Raw genomic sequence first — 16,865 nt, forward strand, 5'->3', positions numbered from 1 at the left:
CGCGGGGCGCCCCGACGGCGTCGTCGTGCGGGAGGCCTACCAGGCGGTGGCCCTCTCCTCCGAGGGGAACAGGATCCACAGCGCTATGTAGAGCAGGAACTGCGGGCCCGGCAGCAGGCAGGACAGCAGGAAGACCACCCGCATCGTCGTCGCGGAGGTGCCGAAGCGGCGGGCCAGCGCGGCGCACACTCCGCCGATCATGCGGCCGTGGGTGGGGCGGGCGAGGCTGGACATCTGCGGCTCCTTCGTGAGCGTCCGTCCGAGGCGGCCCTTGCGGCCCCTCATCTGCCCTTCACGGTACGGAGACGAATTAGGTCGAAGCATCGCTCTACGGGGCGATCCCGACCCTGGGAATCGTCGGGGTACGACCCTGAGCCGCGTCCTCCTGAAGCACGGCGGCGGGCCGTGCCCGCTCCCGTTCGCGCTGCCGGCGCAGCCGGGCGCGGGCCGCCGGAACCACCGCCAGATGCGCGACGATCACCCCGGCCGTGTTCAGCAGGACCGAGTCGACGTCCACCACCCGGCCGGGCACCCCGGTCTGGAGCAGGGCGATGCCCGTCGAGATCAGGGCGCCCGCGGCGGCCGTACGGATCAGGGAGCCGAGCGGGGAGCCGCACAGCCTGCCGTGCGCCATCGGCAGCAGCACGCCCAGCGGCGCGAGCAGCAGGAGCCCCTCGCCGAGCCGGTGCGCCGCCTCACGCCACCCGAGCGCCAGGTCGGCGCGGATTCCGGCGAGCGGGTGCAGGTTGGCGGGCATCACCCACGGCACGTCCAGCGGCCGCAGCATCAGCCAGGCGACGAACACGAGATGTGCGACGAGGAGGACACCCCCTGTCACACGGACGCGGATCGCGGCGCTGCCGCCGATGGAGCCTTGACGCTGCACGCCCCCCTAGACGCACCCGTGCACACGATCGGTTCCGGATGCGCGGCAACTGAGGCGGCCCTTCGGGGGCGCCCGGAACCGCGTGACCGGCTCCCGCCCTCCGCCACGCGCCCCACCATCCCGGGCAGCGCCCCCTCGCGCGCCCGGGCGCCCGTCACCCGGAGGCCACCTCGGTGGACGGCGGCCGGTTTCCGCTCGGCGCGTTCCGCACCGCGTCCGTGCACTCGTACCGCCGCAGCGGCTCGGTCCCCGGGCCGCCCAGGATCACCGACCCGTCGCCCTCCGCCGCCGCCGAGTCGGAGAGCGTGCACACGATCTGGGCGAGCGCGTACGACGTCAGCTGCGGCGGCGACGTGCTCAGCCGCAGCGTGTCGTCGGGGTCCCCGGCCCGCGGCCCGTCGACGCTCATCCCGCCGCGCACGTACGTCGTGTAGCCCGCCTCCTTCTCGGCGGCCGACGGCGTCTCGGCGAGCTGGTCGAGCAGCGCCTGGGCGACGATCACCCGGCGCCTGGCGTCCACCGTGCCGTCCGGGACCCGCACCGACCGGTCGACCGTCACCAGCGAGGCACCGCACAGCAGGAACACCTGCACCGGCACCCCCTGCGAGGACTGCGCCGACAGATCCGGCTGCGTCATGGAGCACGGCACCCGCGACGGCGCCCCGCCGAAGTCGGTCGGCACCTCGGTGGCCCGGATCCCGCACCCGGAGAGCGCGAGCGCCAGCCCGGTGACGGCCATGAGTCTTCGTACGTGCATCAGGCGCCCTTCCCCCCGGCATCCCCGGCATCCCCGCTGTCCCCGCCGTCCCCGGCGTCCTTGCTCTCCTCGGTCAGCGCCGAGGCGTCCCGGGGCAGCCGCAGCGTGAACACCGCACCGCCCTCGGGGGAGTTGGCGGCGCTGATCGAACCGCCGTGGATACGGGCGTTCTCCGTCGCGATGGACAGACCCAGGCCGCTGCCCTCGGAGCGCGGCCGGGAGGCGCTGGCCTTGTAGAACCGGTCGAAGACATGCGGCAGCACGTCCTCGGGGATGCCCGGACCGTGGTCGCGCACCGCGATCACCAGGTCCCCGCCCTCCTCCTGCTCCATCCGCACCGACACCCGCACCGGCGACCCGCCGTGCTTGAGCGCGTTGCCGATGAGGTTGGCGAGGATGACGTCGAGGCGGCGCGGGTCGAGACGGGCGTGGATCCCGCGCTCGGCGTCCAGCTCGACCGCGTCCAGCCAGGCGCGGGCGTCGATGCATGCGGTGATCTGGTCGGCGATGTCGACGTCGTCGAGGACCAGCCGGGCCGTACCCGCGTCGAAGCGGGTGACCTCCATCAGGTTCTCCACGAGGTCGTTGAGGCGGCGGGTCTCGCTGACGACCAGCCGGACGGCGGGCTCGATCATCGGGTCCATCGACCCCGACTCCGCCTCCAGCTCCTCCTCCAGGATCTCCGTGACGGCGGTGATCGCGGTGAGCGGGGTCCGCAGCTCGTGGCTCATGTCGGCGACGAACCGCCGGGACGCCTCGTCCCGCGCGGCCATGTCGTCGACCCGTTTCTCCAGCGCCTCGGCCGCGTCGTTGAACGTCCTTGACAGATCGGCGAGTTCGTCCGTGCCCGAGACCCGCAGCCGGGTGTCCAGCTTGCCCTCGCCGAGCCGCCGGGCGGCCACGCCCAGCCGGTGCACCGGCTTGAGCACGGTGGTGGCGGCGGCCTGCGCGAGCAGCGCCGAGCCGATCAGCGCCAGCCCGGTGGCGATACCGAGCGACCAGGCAAGGGAGTTGAGGTCCTTGGCCTCCGGCTCCAGTGACTTCATCATGTAGCCGGTCGGCCCGCCGCCGACCAGCCGCGTCCCGGCGACGAGATACGGCGTGCCGTGGTCGACGACCCGCTGCCAGTACAGCCGGTACGCCGGCTTGTCGGAGTCGCCGGTCCTCTGCTCCTTGTCGACCGCGGTGCGCAGCGACTTCGGCACGTCGTCCAGCGCGAACCCGCTGAGACCGCCCGAGTTGCCGTACACCGCCTTGCCGCCCGTGTCCTCGCCGACCAGGAGCACGCTGAAGCGCTGGCTGCTGCTGGCCATCTGCCCGGCCGTGCGCTGGAGTTCGCCCTGGGTGGGGTGGACGGGCAGCGCGCCGGCCCGGTTCTGCATCTCCTGCCGGAAGTCGCGCAGCACCGCGTCCTGGGTACGGGTGAGCACCGCCTCGCGGTTGAGCCAGTACGCGATACCGGACGCGGACACGGCGGCGGTCAGCGCCACCAGGCCGAACACGACCACGAGCCGCAGCCGCAGGCTGGTGAAGCGCAGCCGGGACACGGCTCCCCTGCGATCCGAGGCCCAGCCCCGGAAACCCTCTTGCCGGTCCGTCACTGAGGGGCGTCCAGGCGGTAGCCGACACCGCGCACGGTACGGATCAGGGTCGGGGACGAGGGCACGTCCTCGACCTTGGCGCGCAGCCGCTGCACACAGGCGTCGACCAGCCGGGAGTCACCGAGGTAGTCGTGTTCCCAGACCAGCCGCAGCAGTTGCTGCCGGGACAGCGCCTGTCCCGGGCGACGGCTCAGTTCGAGCAGCAGCCGCAGCTCGGTCGGGGTGAGCTGGAGGTCCTCGCCGTTCTTCGTCACGGTCATCGCGGAACGGTCGATGACCACGTTGCCGAACGTCGCCGAGTCGGTCGACTCCCGCTCCCCGCGCCGCAGCACGGCCCGGATCCGGGCGTCCAGCACCCGGCCCTGGACGGGCTTGACGACGTAGTCGTCGGCACCGGACTCCAGGCCCACCACTACATCGATGTCATCGCTGCGCGCGGTCAGCAGGATGATCGGCAGCTGGTCCGTGCGCCGGATGCGCCGGCACACCTCGAAACCGTCGATGCCGGGCAGCATGACGTCGAGGACGATCAGATCGGGCCGCTGCTCGCGCAACAGCTTCAGACCGTCCTCACCGGTCGCAGCGGTGGCCACCCGGTGTCCCTGGCGCGTCAGGGAGAGCTCCAGGGCCGTGCGGATGGCGTCGTCGTCCTCGATCAGCAACAGGGAAGGCACGGGCTCATTCTGGCCCATGCGGGGGCCGTCGTACGACCTGTGCGGTCTGCGGCCGTCAGGAAACCTCGATAGCGTCACCGCCTGTGCATGTCCTGTCACGTCTCTGTGCCGGACCCCTGTGACAGGTCTGTGACAGTCGGCGGATACGGCCGTGAAGGTGGCCCGGCAGAGTTCTCGGCACAGGCGGACGGGTGACCGGAGAGCCTGGGCAGGCAGAACTACCGGAAGTCCACGACGGGGGGCGCGAGATGAACACGCTGCACAGCCAGAACGCCGGCGCAGTGATCACGCGGCTGCACGACGTGCACCGGGGTTCCGAGAAGTCCGGTGCCGTGAGCGGGCGGGGGTGCGCTCGCGGCGCCGGACGTCAGCACACCGCCTATATGACGGTGGTTGACAGTCGTACGGGGGAGTCGCACGGGGGATCCGCCTACAGGGAGGACACGGGGGAGCGCCGCTCGCTCACGGAGGCGGAGTTCACCGCCTACGTCCAGGAGCGCCGCGCCTCCCTGTACGCGACCGCCTACCACCTGACCGGTGACCGTTTCGAGGCCGAGGACCTGCTCCAGAGCGCGCTGTTCTCGACGTACAAGGCGTGGGACCGGATCAGCGACAAGGCGGCCGTCGGCGGTTACCTGCGGCGGACGATGACCAACCTGCACATCAGCGCCTGGCGGCGCCGCAAGCTCAACGAGTACCCGACCGAGGAACTGCCGGAGACGCCGGCCGACACGGACGCGATGCGCGGCACCGAACTGCGCGCGGTCCTGTGGCAGGCGCTCGCCCGGCTTCCCGAACTCCAGCGCACCATGCTGGTCCTGCGCTACTACGAGGGCCGCACGGACCCGGAGATCGCGGAGATCCTCGACATCAGTGTCGGCACGGTGAAGTCCAGCATCTGGCGGTCGCTCCGCCGGCTGCGCGAGGACGAGGTCCTCAGCTTCGGCCGTGACGAGGAAGACGCCTTCGGGGAGCTCGTCGCCTGAAGGTAACGGGATCCGGGGGGATCCTGACGGGGGAACACGGGGGAACACGGGGGAACACGGGGGAGAAGCGGGTCCGGGGGGACCCGGGGGGAAAGCACGGGGGAAGCTCCGCCACGGGGGACACGGGGGTGTTCGGCGGAGCAACGGGGGAAAGCGGGACTGGGGGGCCGGGGGGTCCATCCAGTCCCGCTTTTTTCGTGCCTAGGCCGCCGTGCGGTCGCGGCTCTGCCAGCCCACCGCGGCCGCCGCCATCCGGCTCAGCGCCTCGTCGCGGTCGCAGGGGTGCGCGCCCAGCGACACCTGGCGGGCCACGATCGTGCGCTCCGCGCGCATCAGCCGCCAGCCGCGGCGCAGCAGGAACGGCACCGACTTGCGGCCCTCCCTGAGGTCGCGCAGGAAGCGGCGGCGGAAGGTCTTCACCGGGCCCCGGCTCAGACAGAGCGCGTCCGCCAGGTAGCCGAGTTCGCGGCAGCGCTCCACTATCTCGGCGGCGAAGATGCCCTCCGCGATGAACAGCGGCGTGCGGCCGATGTGGAGGGGCTTCTCGCCGGTGCGGGCGCTCAGCGAGATGTCGTACACCGGAACCGGCGCCGAACCCGTGGCGCACAGCCGGCCGATCGCCTCGACCGCGACCTGCGCGTCCCAGGACTCCGGGTGGTCCCAGTCGATGTCCGAACTCCCCGCCACCAGTGGCAGCGTCGGGTCGTCGCCCTCCTTGTAGAAGTCGTCGAGACGCAGGACGGGCAGCCCGGAACGGGCGGCGACGAGGGACTTGCCCGAGCCCGAGGGGCCGCACAGCAGCACGACACGGGCGGGGGACGGGGGATGAATGCTCACGGAACACCAGTTTGACGCATGGCGGGCCTCCTGCCGACCCCGCGGGTCGGCTTTGGAGCGTGAGTCACACCTCAACTACCCTATGTGCCGTCCTGATTACCCTGTGCACCAGAAGGCGGCAGCCATGGCCCGACACGCGTCCTCCCCGAACCCGACGGCCCAACGCGCCCTGGTCGCCCTCGCCACGGCGGGGGTGGCGCTCGGCGCGGGCGCCACGACGGCCGCCGCGGACACCCAGCCCGTGCTGGACGTGATGCGCACCCGCCCCACCTCGCTCGGTCATATCGACCCGCAGGCGGGCATGCAGGCGCTGACCGGCGCACTGCCGTACGTCACGGGGGCGGTGGCCGGTCTCAAGCCCAACCCCCTCGCGGGCACCGGGGTGGACCCGCTGGACAACGGGGTGGGGACGCAGCTGGCCGACTTCAAGCCGCTGACGTCGAAGATGCTGACGGGACCGCTGGCCCAGGCGCCGTCGGTCGGGTCGCTTCCGGTGGTGGGGAAGGTTCTCGGGGGCTGAGTGCCCCGTGCGGGCGCCGGGGGCGCCCCCGGCCGAGGACTGGGGGAGGAACTGCGCGACCGGCCACGGACGGCGCGCAGTTCCCCACTCGCAGGGACGGGATCAGTACGAAGAGCCCGATGCTCCAAGCGACCCCGTCGGGTGCCACACCGTCTTCGTCTCCAGGAACGCCGTCAGGCGGTCCGTTCCGGGCGTCGCCGACCAGTCGTCCACAGGCTGTGGACGAAGGACCCGCTTCAGGTTGTCCGCCGCCGCGATCTCCAGCTCCTTCGCCAGCGCCTCGTCCGCGCCCGCGAGGTCGATCGCGTTGACGTCCTGGTGGGCGGCGAGCGGCGCCGCGATCTCCGCCGTACGGCCGGAGAGGACGTTGACGACCCCGCCGGGGACGTCGGAGGTGGCGAGGACCTCGGCGAGCGAGAGGGCCGGGAGCGGGGACTTCTCGGCGGCGACGACGACGGCCGTGTTGCCGGTGGCGATCACCGGGGCGAGCACCGACACCAGGCCCAGGAAGGACGAGTCCTGCGGGGCCAGCACGGCGACGACGCCGGTCGGCTCGGGGGAGGACAGGTTGAAGAACGGGCCCGCGACCGGGTTGCCGCCGCCGGCCACCTGGGCGATCTTGTCGGTCCAGCCCGCGTACCAGACCCAGCGGTCGACGGTGGCGTCCACGACCGCGGCCGCCTTGGACTTGCCGAGGCCCTCCGCGTCGGCGACCTCGCGCACGAACTGGTCCCGGCGGCCCTCCAGCATCTCCGCGACGCGGTAGAGGACCTGGCCCCGGTTGTAGGCCGTGGCGCCCGCCCAGCCGCCGAACGCCTTGCGGGCGGCGACCACCGCGTCCCGGGCGTCCTTGCGGCTCGACTGCGGCGCGTTGGCCAGCCAGTTGCCCTTGGAGTCGGTCACCTCGTACACCCGGCCGCTCTCGGAACGCGGGAACTTCCCGCCGACGTACAGCTTGTAGGTCTTGAAGACGGACAGGCGATCAGACATCGAGGTATGCCTCCAGGCCGTGGCGGCCGCCCTCGCGGCCGAAGCCCGACTCCTTGTACCCGCCGAACGGCGAGGTCGGGTCGAACTTGTTGAACGTGTTGGACCAGACGACGCCCGCGCGCAGCTTGTTCGCGACGGCCAGGATCCTGGAGCCCTTTTCCGTCCAGATGCCGGCGGAGAGGCCGTACTGCGTGTTGTTGGCCTTCGCCACCGCCTCGTCCGGGGTGCGGAAGGTGAGGACCGACAGGACGGGGCCGAAGATCTCGTCCCGGGCGATGGTGTGCGCCTGGGTGACGTTCGTGAAGAGCGTCGGGGCGAACCAGTAGCCGGCGGAGGGGAGTTCGCAGGCCGGGGACCAGCGCTCGGCGCCCTCCGTCTCGCCCTGGTCGGCGAGCGCGGTGATCCGGGCCAGCTGCTCGGCGGAGTTGATCGCGCCGATGTCGGTGTTCTTGTCCAGCGGGTCGCCGAGGCGGAGCGTGGACAGGCGGCGCTTGAGGGAGTCGAGCAGCTCGTCGTGGATCGACTCCTGGACGAGGAGGCGGGAGCCCGCGCAGCAGACCTGCCCCTGGTTGAAGAAGATCCCGGTGACGATCCCCTCCACCGCCTGGTCGACGGGAGCGTCGTCGAAGACGATGTTCGCGCCCTTGCCGCCCAGTTCCAGCGTGAGCTTCTTGCGGGTGCCCGCGACCGTGCGGGCGATCTCCTTGCCGACGGCGGTGGAGCCGGTGAAGGCGACCTTGTTCACGTCGGGGTGCGCGACCAGCGCGGCGCCCGCGTCGCCGTAGCCGGGGAGGATGTTGACGACGCCCTTGGGCAGGCCCGCCTGGCGGCAGATGTCCGCGAAGAAGAGGGCGGAGAGCGGGGTCGTCTCGGCGGGCTTGAGGACCACCGTGTTGCCGGTGGCGAGCGCCGGGGCGATCTTCCAGGCCAGCATCAGGAGCGGGAAGTTCCAGGGGATGACCTGGCCGGCCACGCCGAGCGGCCGCGGGTCCGCGCCGTAGCCCGCGTGGCCGAGCTTGTCGGCCCAGCCCGCGTAGTAGAAGAAGTGCGCGGCGACCAGCGGGAGGTCGGCGTCGCGGGTCTCCTTGATCGGCTTGCCGTTGTCCAGCGTCTCCAGGACGGCCAGTTCGCGGCTGCGCTCCTGGACGATGCGGGCGATGCGGAAGAGGTACTTGGCGCGCTCGGAACCGGGCAGCGCGGACCACTTCTCGAACGCCTTGCGCGCGGCCTTCACAGCCCGCTCGACGTCCTCGGCCCCGGCCCGCGCGACCTCGGACAGCACCTCCTCGGTGCTGGGGCTGACGGTCTTGAAGACCTTGCCGTCGGCGGCGTCCGTGAACTCGCCGTCGATGAACAGGCCGTAGGAGGGGGCGATGTCGACGACGGAGCGGGACTCGGGCGCCGGTGCGTACTCGAATGCGGTGGTCATCTTTTCCTTGGCCATGGTGATCAGTCCACCGTCACGTAGTCGGGGCCGGAGTAGCGGCCGATGGACAGCTTCTGACGCTGCATCAGCAGGTCGTTCAGGAGCGAGGAGGCACCGAAGCGGAACCAGTGGTTGTCCAGCCAGTCCGCGCCCGCGGTCTCGTTGACCAGGACCAGGAACTTGATCGCGTCCTTGGTGGTCCGGATGCCGCCGGCCGGCTTCACGCCGACCTGGACACCGGTCTGCGCGCGGAAGTCGCGCACGGCCTCCAGCATGAGCAGGGTGTTGGCGGGGGTGGCGTTGACGGCGACCTTGCCGGTGGACGTCTTGATGAAGTCGGCGCCCGCGAGCATGCCGAGCCAGGAGGCGCGGCGGATGTTGTCGTACGTCGACAGCTCGCCGGTCTCGAAGATGACCTTGAGGCGGGCGGCGGTCCCGCAGGCCTCCTTCACGGCGGTGATCTCGTCGAACACCTTGCGGTAGTCGCCCGCGAGGAACGCGCCGCGGTCGATGACCATGTCGATCTCGTCGGCGCCCGCGGCGACGGCGTCCCGCACGTCGGCGAGCTTGACCGGAAGGGCCGCGCGGCCCGCGGGGAAGGCGGTGGCGACCGAGGCGACCTTGACGGACGACCCGGCGACGGCCGCCTTGGCGGTGGCCACCATGTCGGGGTAGACGCAGACGGCGGCCGTGGCGGGCGTCGTACGGTCCGTCGGGTCCGGGTGGACCGCCTTGGCGCCGAGCGCCCGGACCTTGCCCGGGGTGTCCGCGCCTTCCAGCGTCGTCAGGTCGACCATCGAGATGGCGAGGTCGATGGCGTACGCCTTCGCGGTGGTCTTGATGGAACGGGTGCCGAGCGAGGCGGCACGTGCCTCCAGGCCGACCGCGTCGACGCCGGGCAGCCCGTGGAGGAAGCGGCGCAGCGTGCTGTCGGACGCGGTGACGTCGGCAAGTGCGTGGGGTGCGGTGGTGGGCATGGTCACCAGCCGAGCATATCTACGCGCGTAGCGGCTGTACACCCCGAGGGGGCGGTTCTTCTCCGGGCGGGCCGGGGTGGGTCGGAGTTCGGCCGGGGGTGGGTTGGGGGGTGGGCCGGAGGTAGGTCGGGGGGTGGGCCGGAGGCAGGTCGGGTGCGGGCCGGGATACGGGTCGGAGGTAGGTCGGGTGCGGGTTGGGGAGTGGGCCGGGGTGCGGGTCGGGGAGTGGGGCGGGGTACGGGTCGGAGGTGGGTCGGGCGCGGGCCGGGGTGCGGGTCGGGAGTGGGTCGGGGGTGTGCGGAGCGCACACCCCACGGCGCCCCGGCGTACGGCTGAGGCAGAATCGGCGCTATGACCACGCCCCTCGTCAAGGACCGCATCTACCGCTCGCCGCAGGCGCTGATCGGCGGTGTGCTGCTGCTCGCCATCGTCGGCTGGCTCGGCATCGACGCGCTGTTCCGGGGGAGCGGCCGCACCCCCTGGCTGGCCCTCGCCGCGCTCATCCTCATCGTGCCGCTGGCCGTGGCGTTCACGCTGCGCCCGGCGGTGTTCGCGGGCGAGGACCGGATGCGGGTGCGCAACCCGTTCCGGGTGATCACGGTGCCGTGGGGGGAGGTGGCCGCGCTGCGTTCCGGGTTCTCGAACGAGGTGGTCACCAAGTCCGGTACGAAGTACCAGCTGTGGGCGATCCCGGTGTCCCTGCGCGGCCGCAAGAAGGCGGCGCGGCGGCAGGCGCGGGCGGAGTCGGACGCGCGGCGCGGGCGGACCGGGGCCGGTGGGCGCGGGCTGGGCGGGTTCGGTGTGGGCACCGGCGGTTTCGGCGGCGGCTTCCCGGGTCAGGACGACGCCGCGGGGCCGATGCGTGCGGAGACCGACAAGGTCATGGACGACCTGCGCACGATGCTGGAGAACCGGGCCGAGGCGGAGTCGGCACAGGGTGAGGTCACGGTCCGCTGGGCGTACGAGGTGGCGGCGCCGGCCGTGGCGGGGGCGGTGCTGCTGGTGGTGCTGTTGCTGGTGGGCTGAGCGGGACACCGGTTCGTCCGGGCGGGGGACGGTTCGTCGACGGGCGGGCGGGTGCCGGCCTCGCGTGAGATCTTGGAGCGTGCTGTCGTGCCGCTGCTCGCGCGAGTCGTGTCTGCATACCGTCCGTACGCGCCCGGGGCGGTCCTTGAACGGTTTTCTTCCGCGTCATGTGCTGCTCCACTTCGGTGACCGCAACGCCTCGGTCGACGGTTTTCATCAGGCGAAACGGCTTCTCCTGCCGCACCGAACCGGCTACAGCAAGGCATCGGGCGGGTTCGACTTCGCCCCCTTCCGGGAGACGTGGCCGAGTGCGGTGAACAGGGCGCGGGTGCTGGCGAAGCCGGGCGAGGAGCACAAGAAGAATCCCGCGACCGGCATGTGGCGCCTCGTGAGCCAGATCGTGCCCGTGCACCGGCAGGTGTGACCGACGCGCAGCCCTGTTCGCTGCCGTGTGCCGCGTCGGGCTGTGCTGTGTCGAGGGTGGGGCCGGTGCGGGCGGACACCGGCAAGGCGATGGGTGACCTGCGCACGGTGTTTGAGGACAGGGGCGAGGGGTGTGCGGCACCGTTCGCTGACGTTCGACTGCGCCGCAGGTCATCGTGAGGGGAAGGCGTGGCGGCGGGCGAGGGTGATGATGAGGAGGCTGGTCGCGCCCAGGGCCGCTGATGTGGTCGTGACCGCGGTGGTGCCGGAGGCCTGGAGTGCGGCGCCGCCGATGAACCCGCCGAGTGCCATGGCCGCGTTCCACAGGGTGACCAGGACGGCCTGGGCGGTGTCGGCCGCGGCCCGGCCGCCGCGCAGGCCCGCGTGGCCCGCGGCCGTCTGGAGCAGGGTGGGTACGCCGCCCCAGCCCAGGCCCCACGTGAGGGCGGCGGCCCAGACGACCGGATGCGCGGTCGTGACGGCGAACGCCGTGGTCGCGAGGGTGAACAGCGCCGCCGAGGCCGTCGCCAGCAGCCGCAGCCGCCGGTCGATGCGGTGTCCGACGTACCAGAGGCTGCCCAGGCAGGCGGCGCCGAACGCGAGCAGGACCGTGTCGGTGGACGCCCCGAGGCCGGCCGTCCGCAGGTACGGCGCGATGTAGGCGTAGACCACCGTGTGGCCGAGTACGAAGGTCACGACCACGGCCATGACCGGCGTGACGCCGGGGACGCGCATGGTCTGCCGGGTGGTCGTCCCTGTGGCCTCGGCGGCTTCGGGTGCCTGTGTGGTCCGTGGGTGGTCCACGGCGGGGACGGACCGGACGATCCAGGCGATGACGGCGAGCGTGAGCACCGACACGGCCGCGAACGCCGGCTGCCATCCGACGCGCTGCCCGGCCAGGGTCCCGGCCGGCACGCCCAGGGACAGGGCCAGCGGGATGCCGGTCATCGCGACCGAGATGGCACGCCCCTCCAGCCCGGCCGGGGCGATACGCCGCGCGTACCCCGCGAGGATCGCCCACGCGAGCCCGGCGGCGACACCGGCGAGGAACCGGGCGGCGAGGAGCACGGCGTATCCCGGCGCGGCGGCGGTGAGGGTGTTGGCGACCAGGAAGACCGTCATGGCGCCGAGCAGCAGGGGCTTGCGCGGCACGGAGGCGGTGGCCGACGCCAGCGGGATGGCGGTCAGGGCGGTGCCCGCCGCGTAGACGGTCACGGCCTGGCCGGCCGCACCGGAGCTCACGGACAGCGTGGCGGACATCTCCGGCAGGACTCCCGCGGGCAGCGTCTCGGTCAGGCTGGTGACGAAGACGGCGGTCCCCAGCGCCAGCAGCGCCGGCCACGGCAGCGCGGTTCGCCGTGACCGGGATCGTGTGATGGTGGTCATGGCACGGATCCTCGAACCTTCACACAGGTGTGATGGTCAAGCGCGCTCCGGCGACTAGGTTGGCGGGATGAGGATCGGAGAGCTGTCGCGGCGGACCGGGGCGTCGCGCCGGCTGCTGCGCTACTACGAGGAGCAGGAGCTGATCGTCCCGGACCGGGGCGCGAACGGGTACCGGGAGTACGACGACCGGTACGTGGACCGGGTCCGGCAGATCCGCGGGCTGCTGGCGGCCGGGCTGCCGACCCGGATCATCAAGCAGATCCTGCCCTGCCTGGACAAGCCCCGGTCGATCCATTTCCCGGACGCGACGCCGGAGATGCTGGCGCTGCTGACGGAGGAGCGGGACAAGCTCGACGCGCGGATCGAGGTCCTCGTCCGCAACCGCGACGCGATGAGCGAGTACCTCGCCGAGGTGGAGCAGCACCGGGCCCCGGTCCCCGCGCCGCCGGTCGGCCGTCCCTCCTGAGGCCGTGCGCGTGGACCCCCGCGTCGATCGTGACCTCCAGGCCCGGGCCGGGACGTACAGTGGACCGCACAGTCCACTTCGCGGAGGCCGGTCCATGGGCAGGGAACTCACGGCCAAGGGCAGGGCCACCCGGCGCCGGATCGTCGAGGGGGCCGCGGCGGTGCTGCGGGAGAACGGCGTCGCCGCCGTCACCCTCGACGACGTCATGGCGCGCACCAGCACCAGCAAGAGCCAGCTCTTCCACTACTTCCCGGGCGGCAAGGACGAACTGCTGCTCGCGGTGGCGGAGTTCGAGGCGGAGCAGGTGCTGGCGGACCAGCAGCCGTACCTCGGCCGCCTGGGGTCCTGGGAGGACTGGGAGCGGTGGCGGGACGTCGTGGTCGCCCGCTACGAGTCGCAGGGCGACACCTGTCCGCTCGGGTCGCTGTTCCTCCAGGTCGGACGGTCGACGCCGGGGGCCCGGGCGATCGTGGTCGAGCTGATGCGCCAGTGGCAGGAGAGCCTGGCGGCCGGCATCCGGGCGGTCCGGGCGAGCAGCGGTTCCGCGGCCGACGTGGACGTCGACGCGCGGGCCGCCGCGCTGCTCGCCGCGATCCAGGGCGGGGTGTCCATTCTGCTGTCGACCGGGCGCTCGGCCCATCTGCGGGCCGCGCTCGACCAGGGGATCGCGGACCTGCGCCGCGACCTGGCGCCGGCCGGCGCGGCTACGCGGCGATGACCGCGGCGGTCGTCCGGCCGCCGTCCACGTCGAGCACGACGCCGTGCACGAACGACGACTCGTCGGCGGCCAGGTACACCACGGCGCTCGCGATCTCCTCCGGCGTGCCCATCCGGCCCGCCGGGGTCCCCTTCATCATCGTCGCGGCGGCGCCGGACCGATCGGCGTCCGGCGCCAGCACCACGCCCGGCGAGACGGCGTTCACGCGCACGCCGCGCGGTCCGAACTCCGCCGCCCAGGCCCGGGTCAGGGTCTCCATGGCGCCCTTGGTGGAGCTGTACAGCGCGCCGACCGGGATGCCCAGCCGGGAGATCCACGAGCCCAGGTTGACGATGGCCCCGCCGCCGGCCTCCGCCATCGCGGGGGCGACGGCCGCGGTCAGGAAGAACGGGGCCTTGACGTTGACCGCGTACAGCCGGTCGAAGGTCTCCTCGTCGGTGGGGAGGGTCGTACCGGCGGGGTAGATGCCCGCGTTGTTGACGAGGACGTCGATACGGCCGCCCAGGACGCGGGTCGCCTGCTCGGCCAGCGCCCGGGAGGCGGCCGCGGTGCCGTCGAGGTCGGCCGGTACGAATTCGGCGCGGCCGCCGCGGGCGCGGATGCCCTCCACCACCTCCGCGCCGCGCGCCGCGCTGCGTCCCGAGACGACGACGTGCGCCCCCTCGGCGGCGAACGCCTCCGCGATCGCCCGCCCGATGTTGCTGGTCGCGCCCGTCACGAGCGCGCTCCTGCCGTCCAGTCGCATGGCCATGGCCGGCCCTCCGTGTCACTAGGTTTCCCGTCAGGTGCGGACCACTGTGCGCCGAGGAAAATGGACTGGCAAGTCCAGAATTCTGGTGTCACCTGCGCCAGAACAGGTGGTGCGTCACACCGCTCGGGCTGGGCACGACCTCCAGGTGGTAGCGGTCGAGCAGTTCGTCGGGCGAGTCCCACAGGCGCAGCCCGGCCCCGAGCCTCACCGGTGAGACGGCCACGTGCAGGGTGTCGACGAGGCCGGCGTCGAGGAACTCCCGGACGGTGGTCACACCGCCGCCGAGCCGGACGTCCTTGCCCCGCGCGGCCTCCCGCGCCCGTGCGAGGACGGTGGCGGGGTCGCCGTCCACGAAATGGAACGTGGTGTCGGAGAGCGTGAACGACGGCCGCTCGTGGTGGGTCAGCACGAACACCGGCGTGTGGAACGGCGGCTCGTCGCCCCACCAGCCGCGCCACTCGTGGTCCTGCCACGGGCCGCGCTGGGGGCCGAACTTGTTGCGGCCCATGATCTCGGCGCCGATGTTGTGGCCGAAGTCCCGGGTGAAGTAGTCGTCGATGCCCCGGCTTCCCCCGGGCTCGCTGCGGTTGGGCCAGCTGGCCGTGGCCCCGGCCCAGGCGAAGAGCTTCCCCGGATCGATCGCGTGGCCGAACGGCCGCTCCAGACTCTGGTCCTCACCGGCGGCGACACCGTCGCCCGAGACGGTGAAGTTCTGCACCCGCAGCAGCTGACCCGTGTCTTTTCCCATCGTTCCCTGCCTCCTCCACGTGTGGCGACGCCCCCTGTCATCAGGATGTCGAACGGCCCGCGCCCGGATCGACATCGACGCCCGGGTTCTTCCGGGGCGTCGGACGGGCGTTCCGCGCCAGGTCGCCCCGATGACCGATTCCCCGCCGCCGGGCGGTGTGGTCCCCGACGCGGACGACCTCGCCGCCCGCTGGGCCGACGCCTGGCGGCCGGAGCGGGCCGCCGAGCGGCTGGCCGGGGCCGGGACGCCTTGGTGCGTCGTGGCGGGGCGGGCGCTGGACCTGTTCCGCGGGGCGCGGTCGCGGCCCCACGGCGATCTGGAGATCGCGGTGCCCGCGGCCGGGTTCGAGGAGATCCGCGACCGCTTTCCCGAGTGCGCGTTCGACGCGGTGGGTGCGGGCCGGATCCGGGCGGACCAGGCGCCGGGGCCGAGGGCGAGCCGGGGGCCGTCCCGAAGCAGGCGGAGCCCTCTTCGCGGTGCCCGGACCTCCGCCGGTCGGGTTCGGTCACGGTGCGCTCGGCCATACCAGCAGCATGTACGCGCCGAGGTACGCCGAGCCCAGCACGGCCGTCGTCAGGGCCAGCGCGCGCGTCCTTCGTGAGGCGCGGGCGAGGTACCCCGCGACCGGCAGGAGGAGGGGGAAGCCGGGGAGGAGGAAGCGGGCGCGGGGGAAGTAGACGCCTCCGCTGGCCAGCACGATCACCAGCAGGACCGCGCTGAACACCAGGAGCGGGGCCGGCTGCCGGTCCGCGACCGCGAGCCCCAGCAGCACGACCGAGGCCAGCATCGTCAGGCTCACCACGACCAGGAACAGCTCCGGACGCGAGACCTGGCCGAAGAGCTGCCGCAGCCGGCGCACGGTCTCGGCGCCGCCGTCCAGTTCGTTGTGCCACATCCGCTGCACGGCGAAGTACCCGTCCCAGCGGCCGAGTCTCAGACCCACCCAGCCGACGTACGCGCACCAGCCGAGGGGTGCCACGAGCGCCGCCGCCAGGACACGGGGCGAGAAGCGGGCGCGCAGCGCGAGGAGCGCGCTCAGGGTGACCGCCGCGGCCACCGCGACGCCCGTCGGCCGGGTCAGTCCGGCGAGGACCGCGCCGGTCGCCGCGCACAGCCAGCGTTCGTCGAGCACCGCGTACAGCGTCCACGCGGCGAAGGCCGTGAAGAGCGACTCGGTGTAGCCCATCCACTGGACGAGTCCGACCGGGTACGCGGCCCACAGCAGGGTGAGCAGCACCCCGGTGCGCCGTCCGGCGAGGCGGTCGCCGACCGCGAACACGCCCCAGGCCGCGACGAGCGACGCGAGCAGCGCGACGCCGAGTCCGGTACTGGCCCGGGTGCCGGGGGTCACGACGGCGACGGCCTTCACCAGCAGCGGGTACAGCGGGAAGAAGGCGAGGTTGTTGTGGTCGAAGGCGCTGCCCAGCTCGTGCGCGTACCCGTGGTCGGCGATCCCGAGGTACCAGCGCGAGTCCCACTGCGTCGCCAGCATCGGCCGGACGCCGTGGTGGCGCCGGTGCGCCCACCCGGTGAGGACGGCGAGACCGGTGAGCCGTACGGCGAGGTAGCCGGCCAGTGCCGGGGCCGCCCGGCGCAGGGCGGGGCGGGGGACGGTCGCCGTGCGGTGGGGGTGGGGTCGTCGGGTGCCCGGGATGTGCCCGTGGGGGGCGGTTTCGGGGGCGGTCGGGGACAC

At 72.7% G+C, this 16,865-nt stretch carries 19 protein-coding genes; 6 read left to right on the forward strand and 13 right to left on the reverse strand.

Going from position 1 to position 16,865, the window contains the following annotated elements:
- Positions 1-36: 36 nt before the first annotated feature.
- The 5 genes from ACZ619_RS23900 to afsQ1 all read right to left on the reverse strand — a co-directional run bounded on the left by ACZ619_RS23900 (position 37) and on the right by afsQ1 (position 3,918).
- Positions 37-234 (reverse strand): PspC domain-containing protein, encoded by a 198-nt coding sequence (locus ACZ619_RS23900; RefSeq protein ID WP_469602344.1) that lies wholly within the window; start codon positions 232-234, stop codon positions 37-39.
- 94 nt (positions 235-328) lie between these two features.
- The gene (locus ACZ619_RS23905; protein WP_469602347.1) at positions 329-886 is read right to left on the reverse strand and encodes a VanZ family protein; all 558 of its coding nucleotides are present in this window, start codon (positions 884-886) and stop codon (positions 329-331) included.
- Positions 887-1,040: 154 nt separating this feature from the next.
- On the reverse strand, positions 1,041-1,643 hold the full coding sequence (locus tag ACZ619_RS23910; RefSeq protein ID WP_469602350.1) for a hypothetical protein: 603 nt from the start codon (positions 1,641-1,643) through the stop codon (positions 1,041-1,043).
- Positions 1,643-3,244, reverse strand: coding sequence for an ATP-binding protein (locus tag ACZ619_RS23915; protein ID WP_469602353.1), 1,602 nt, complete (start codon positions 3,242-3,244; stop codon positions 1,643-1,645). The genes ACZ619_RS23910 and ACZ619_RS23915 overlap by 1 nt, the downstream gene beginning before the upstream one ends.
- A complete protein-coding gene (afsQ1, locus tag ACZ619_RS23920) occupies positions 3,241-3,918 on the reverse strand; it encodes a two-component system response regulator AfsQ1 (RefSeq protein ID WP_177232965.1) in 678 nt (225 codons plus the stop codon). Before afsQ1 ends, ACZ619_RS23915 begins: the two co-directional genes overlap by 4 nt.
- A 248-nt stretch (positions 3,919-4,166) precedes the next feature.
- Between afsQ1 and ACZ619_RS23925 the strand changes: the two genes are divergently transcribed.
- On the forward strand, positions 4,167-4,904 hold the full coding sequence (locus ACZ619_RS23925) for a SigE family RNA polymerase sigma factor (protein WP_469602360.1): 738 nt from the start codon (positions 4,167-4,169) through the stop codon (positions 4,902-4,904).
- Positions 4,905-5,105: 201 nt separating this feature from the next.
- On the opposite strand, the gene ACZ619_RS23930 is transcribed toward ACZ619_RS23925, so the two are convergent.
- Entirely contained in the window at positions 5,106-5,741 is a 636-nt protein-coding gene (locus ACZ619_RS23930) for a uridine kinase family protein (RefSeq protein WP_469602363.1), read from the reverse strand.
- Positions 5,742-5,865: 124 nt separating this feature from the next.
- On the opposite strand from ACZ619_RS23930, the gene ACZ619_RS23935 reads away from it, so the two are divergent.
- On the forward strand, positions 5,866-6,261 hold the full coding sequence (locus ACZ619_RS23935; RefSeq protein WP_469602366.1) for a hypothetical protein: 396 nt from the start codon (positions 5,866-5,868) through the stop codon (positions 6,259-6,261).
- Positions 6,262-6,363: 102 nt separating this feature from the next.
- On the opposite strand, the gene ACZ619_RS23940 is transcribed toward ACZ619_RS23935, so the two are convergent.
- The 3 genes from ACZ619_RS23940 to deoC are packed head-to-tail and all read right to left on the reverse strand — an operon-like array spanning position 6,364 to position 9,654.
- Positions 6,364-7,251 (reverse strand): aldehyde dehydrogenase family protein, encoded by an 888-nt coding sequence (locus ACZ619_RS23940; RefSeq protein ID WP_469602367.1) that lies wholly within the window; start codon positions 7,249-7,251, stop codon positions 6,364-6,366.
- Positions 7,244-8,680 (reverse strand): aldehyde dehydrogenase family protein, encoded by a 1,437-nt coding sequence (locus ACZ619_RS23945; RefSeq protein WP_469602370.1) that lies wholly within the window; start codon positions 8,678-8,680, stop codon positions 7,244-7,246. Before ACZ619_RS23945 ends, ACZ619_RS23940 begins: the two co-directional genes overlap by 8 nt.
- A 20-nt stretch (positions 8,681-8,700) precedes the next feature.
- Positions 8,701-9,654 carry a deoxyribose-phosphate aldolase gene (gene deoC / locus ACZ619_RS23950; protein WP_469602845.1) on the reverse strand — a complete coding sequence of 318 codons (954 nt, stop codon included), beginning with the start codon at positions 9,652-9,654 and terminating at the stop codon, positions 8,701-8,703.
- A 351-nt stretch (positions 9,655-10,005) separates the two neighbouring features.
- Here deoC and ACZ619_RS23955 point away from each other — a divergent pair, with 351 nt between their 5' ends.
- The gene (locus ACZ619_RS23955) at positions 10,006-10,680 is read left to right on the forward strand and encodes a PH domain-containing protein (protein WP_469602373.1); all 675 of its coding nucleotides are present in this window, start codon (positions 10,006-10,008) and stop codon (positions 10,678-10,680) included.
- 169 nt (positions 10,681-10,849) lie between these two features.
- Positions 10,850-11,104: a hypothetical protein gene (locus ACZ619_RS23960; protein WP_469602375.1), complete on the forward strand. Its 255-nt coding sequence runs from the start codon at positions 10,850-10,852 to the stop codon at positions 11,102-11,104.
- Between the two features lie 170 nt (positions 11,105-11,274).
- On the opposite strand, the gene ACZ619_RS23965 is transcribed toward ACZ619_RS23960, so the two are convergent.
- The gene (locus tag ACZ619_RS23965; RefSeq protein WP_469602377.1) at positions 11,275-12,489 is read right to left on the reverse strand and encodes an MFS transporter; all 1,215 of its coding nucleotides are present in this window, start codon (positions 12,487-12,489) and stop codon (positions 11,275-11,277) included.
- 67 nt (positions 12,490-12,556) lie between these two features.
- Here ACZ619_RS23965 and ACZ619_RS23970 point away from each other — a divergent pair, with 67 nt between their 5' ends.
- Both ACZ619_RS23970 and ACZ619_RS23975 read left to right on the forward strand, forming a co-directional pair.
- On the forward strand, positions 12,557-12,955 hold the full coding sequence (locus ACZ619_RS23970) for a MerR family transcriptional regulator (protein WP_469602380.1): 399 nt from the start codon (positions 12,557-12,559) through the stop codon (positions 12,953-12,955).
- Between the two features lie 94 nt (positions 12,956-13,049).
- Positions 13,050-13,673 (forward strand): TetR/AcrR family transcriptional regulator, encoded by a 624-nt coding sequence (locus tag ACZ619_RS23975; protein WP_469602383.1) that lies wholly within the window; start codon positions 13,050-13,052, stop codon positions 13,671-13,673.
- Here the strand turns inward: ACZ619_RS23975 and ACZ619_RS23980 are convergent.
- From ACZ619_RS23980 to ACZ619_RS23990, 3 genes are all read right to left on the reverse strand, one after another.
- Complete coding sequence (locus tag ACZ619_RS23980; protein WP_469602386.1) at positions 13,660-14,424, reverse strand: SDR family NAD(P)-dependent oxidoreductase; 765 nt, start codon at positions 14,422-14,424, stop codon at positions 13,660-13,662. The two genes, ACZ619_RS23975 and ACZ619_RS23980, sit on opposite strands and share 14 nt — an antisense overlap.
- Positions 14,425-14,512: 88 nt before the next feature.
- Positions 14,513-15,172 (reverse strand): dihydrofolate reductase family protein, encoded by a 660-nt coding sequence (locus ACZ619_RS23985; protein WP_469602389.1) that lies wholly within the window; start codon positions 15,170-15,172, stop codon positions 14,513-14,515.
- Positions 15,173-15,677: 505 nt separating this feature from the next.
- Entirely contained in the window at positions 15,678-16,865 is a 1,188-nt protein-coding gene (locus ACZ619_RS23990; protein WP_469602391.1) for a hypothetical protein, read from the reverse strand.

This window comes from Streptomyces sp. NPDC104367, assembly GCF_055583825.1.

Excerpts from the sequence above, each read along its gene's own strand:
- ACZ619_RS23900 (WP_469602344.1), bottom strand. The coding sequence starts at position 234 with ATGTCCAGCCTCGCCCGCCCCACCCACGGCCGCATGATCGGCGGAGTG.
- ACZ619_RS23945 (WP_469602370.1), bottom strand. The coding sequence starts at position 8,680 with ATGACCACCGCATTCGAGTACGCACCGGCGCCCGAGTCCCGCTCCGTC.
- deoC (WP_469602845.1), bottom strand. The coding sequence starts at position 9,654 with ATGCCCACCACCGCACCCCACGCACTTGCCGACGTCACCGCGTCCGAC.
- ACZ619_RS23970 (WP_469602380.1), top strand. The coding sequence starts at position 12,557 with ATGAGGATCGGAGAGCTGTCGCGGCGGACCGGGGCGTCGCGCCGGCTG.
- ACZ619_RS23975 (WP_469602383.1), top strand. The coding sequence starts at position 13,050 with ATGGGCAGGGAACTCACGGCCAAGGGCAGGGCCACCCGGCGCCGGATC.
- ACZ619_RS23910 (WP_469602350.1), bottom strand. The coding sequence starts at position 1,643 with ATGCACGTACGAAGACTCATGGCCGTCACCGGGCTGGCGCTCGCGCTC.
- ACZ619_RS23955 (WP_469602373.1), top strand. The coding sequence starts at position 10,006 with ATGACCACGCCCCTCGTCAAGGACCGCATCTACCGCTCGCCGCAGGCG.
- ACZ619_RS23935 (WP_469602366.1), top strand. The coding sequence starts at position 5,866 with ATGGCCCGACACGCGTCCTCCCCGAACCCGACGGCCCAACGCGCCCTG.
- ACZ619_RS23980 (WP_469602386.1), bottom strand. The coding sequence starts at position 14,424 with ATGGCCATGCGACTGGACGGCAGGAGCGCGCTCGTGACGGGCGCGACC.
- ACZ619_RS23940 (WP_469602367.1), bottom strand. The coding sequence starts at position 7,251 with ATGTCTGATCGCCTGTCCGTCTTCAAGACCTACAAGCTGTACGTCGGC.
- ACZ619_RS23985 (WP_469602389.1), bottom strand. The coding sequence starts at position 15,172 with ATGGGAAAAGACACGGGTCAGCTGCTGCGGGTGCAGAACTTCACCGTC.
- ACZ619_RS23925 (WP_469602360.1), top strand. The coding sequence starts at position 4,167 with ATGAACACGCTGCACAGCCAGAACGCCGGCGCAGTGATCACGCGGCTG.
- ACZ619_RS23965 (WP_469602377.1), bottom strand. The coding sequence starts at position 12,489 with ATGACCACCATCACACGATCCCGGTCACGGCGAACCGCGCTGCCGTGG.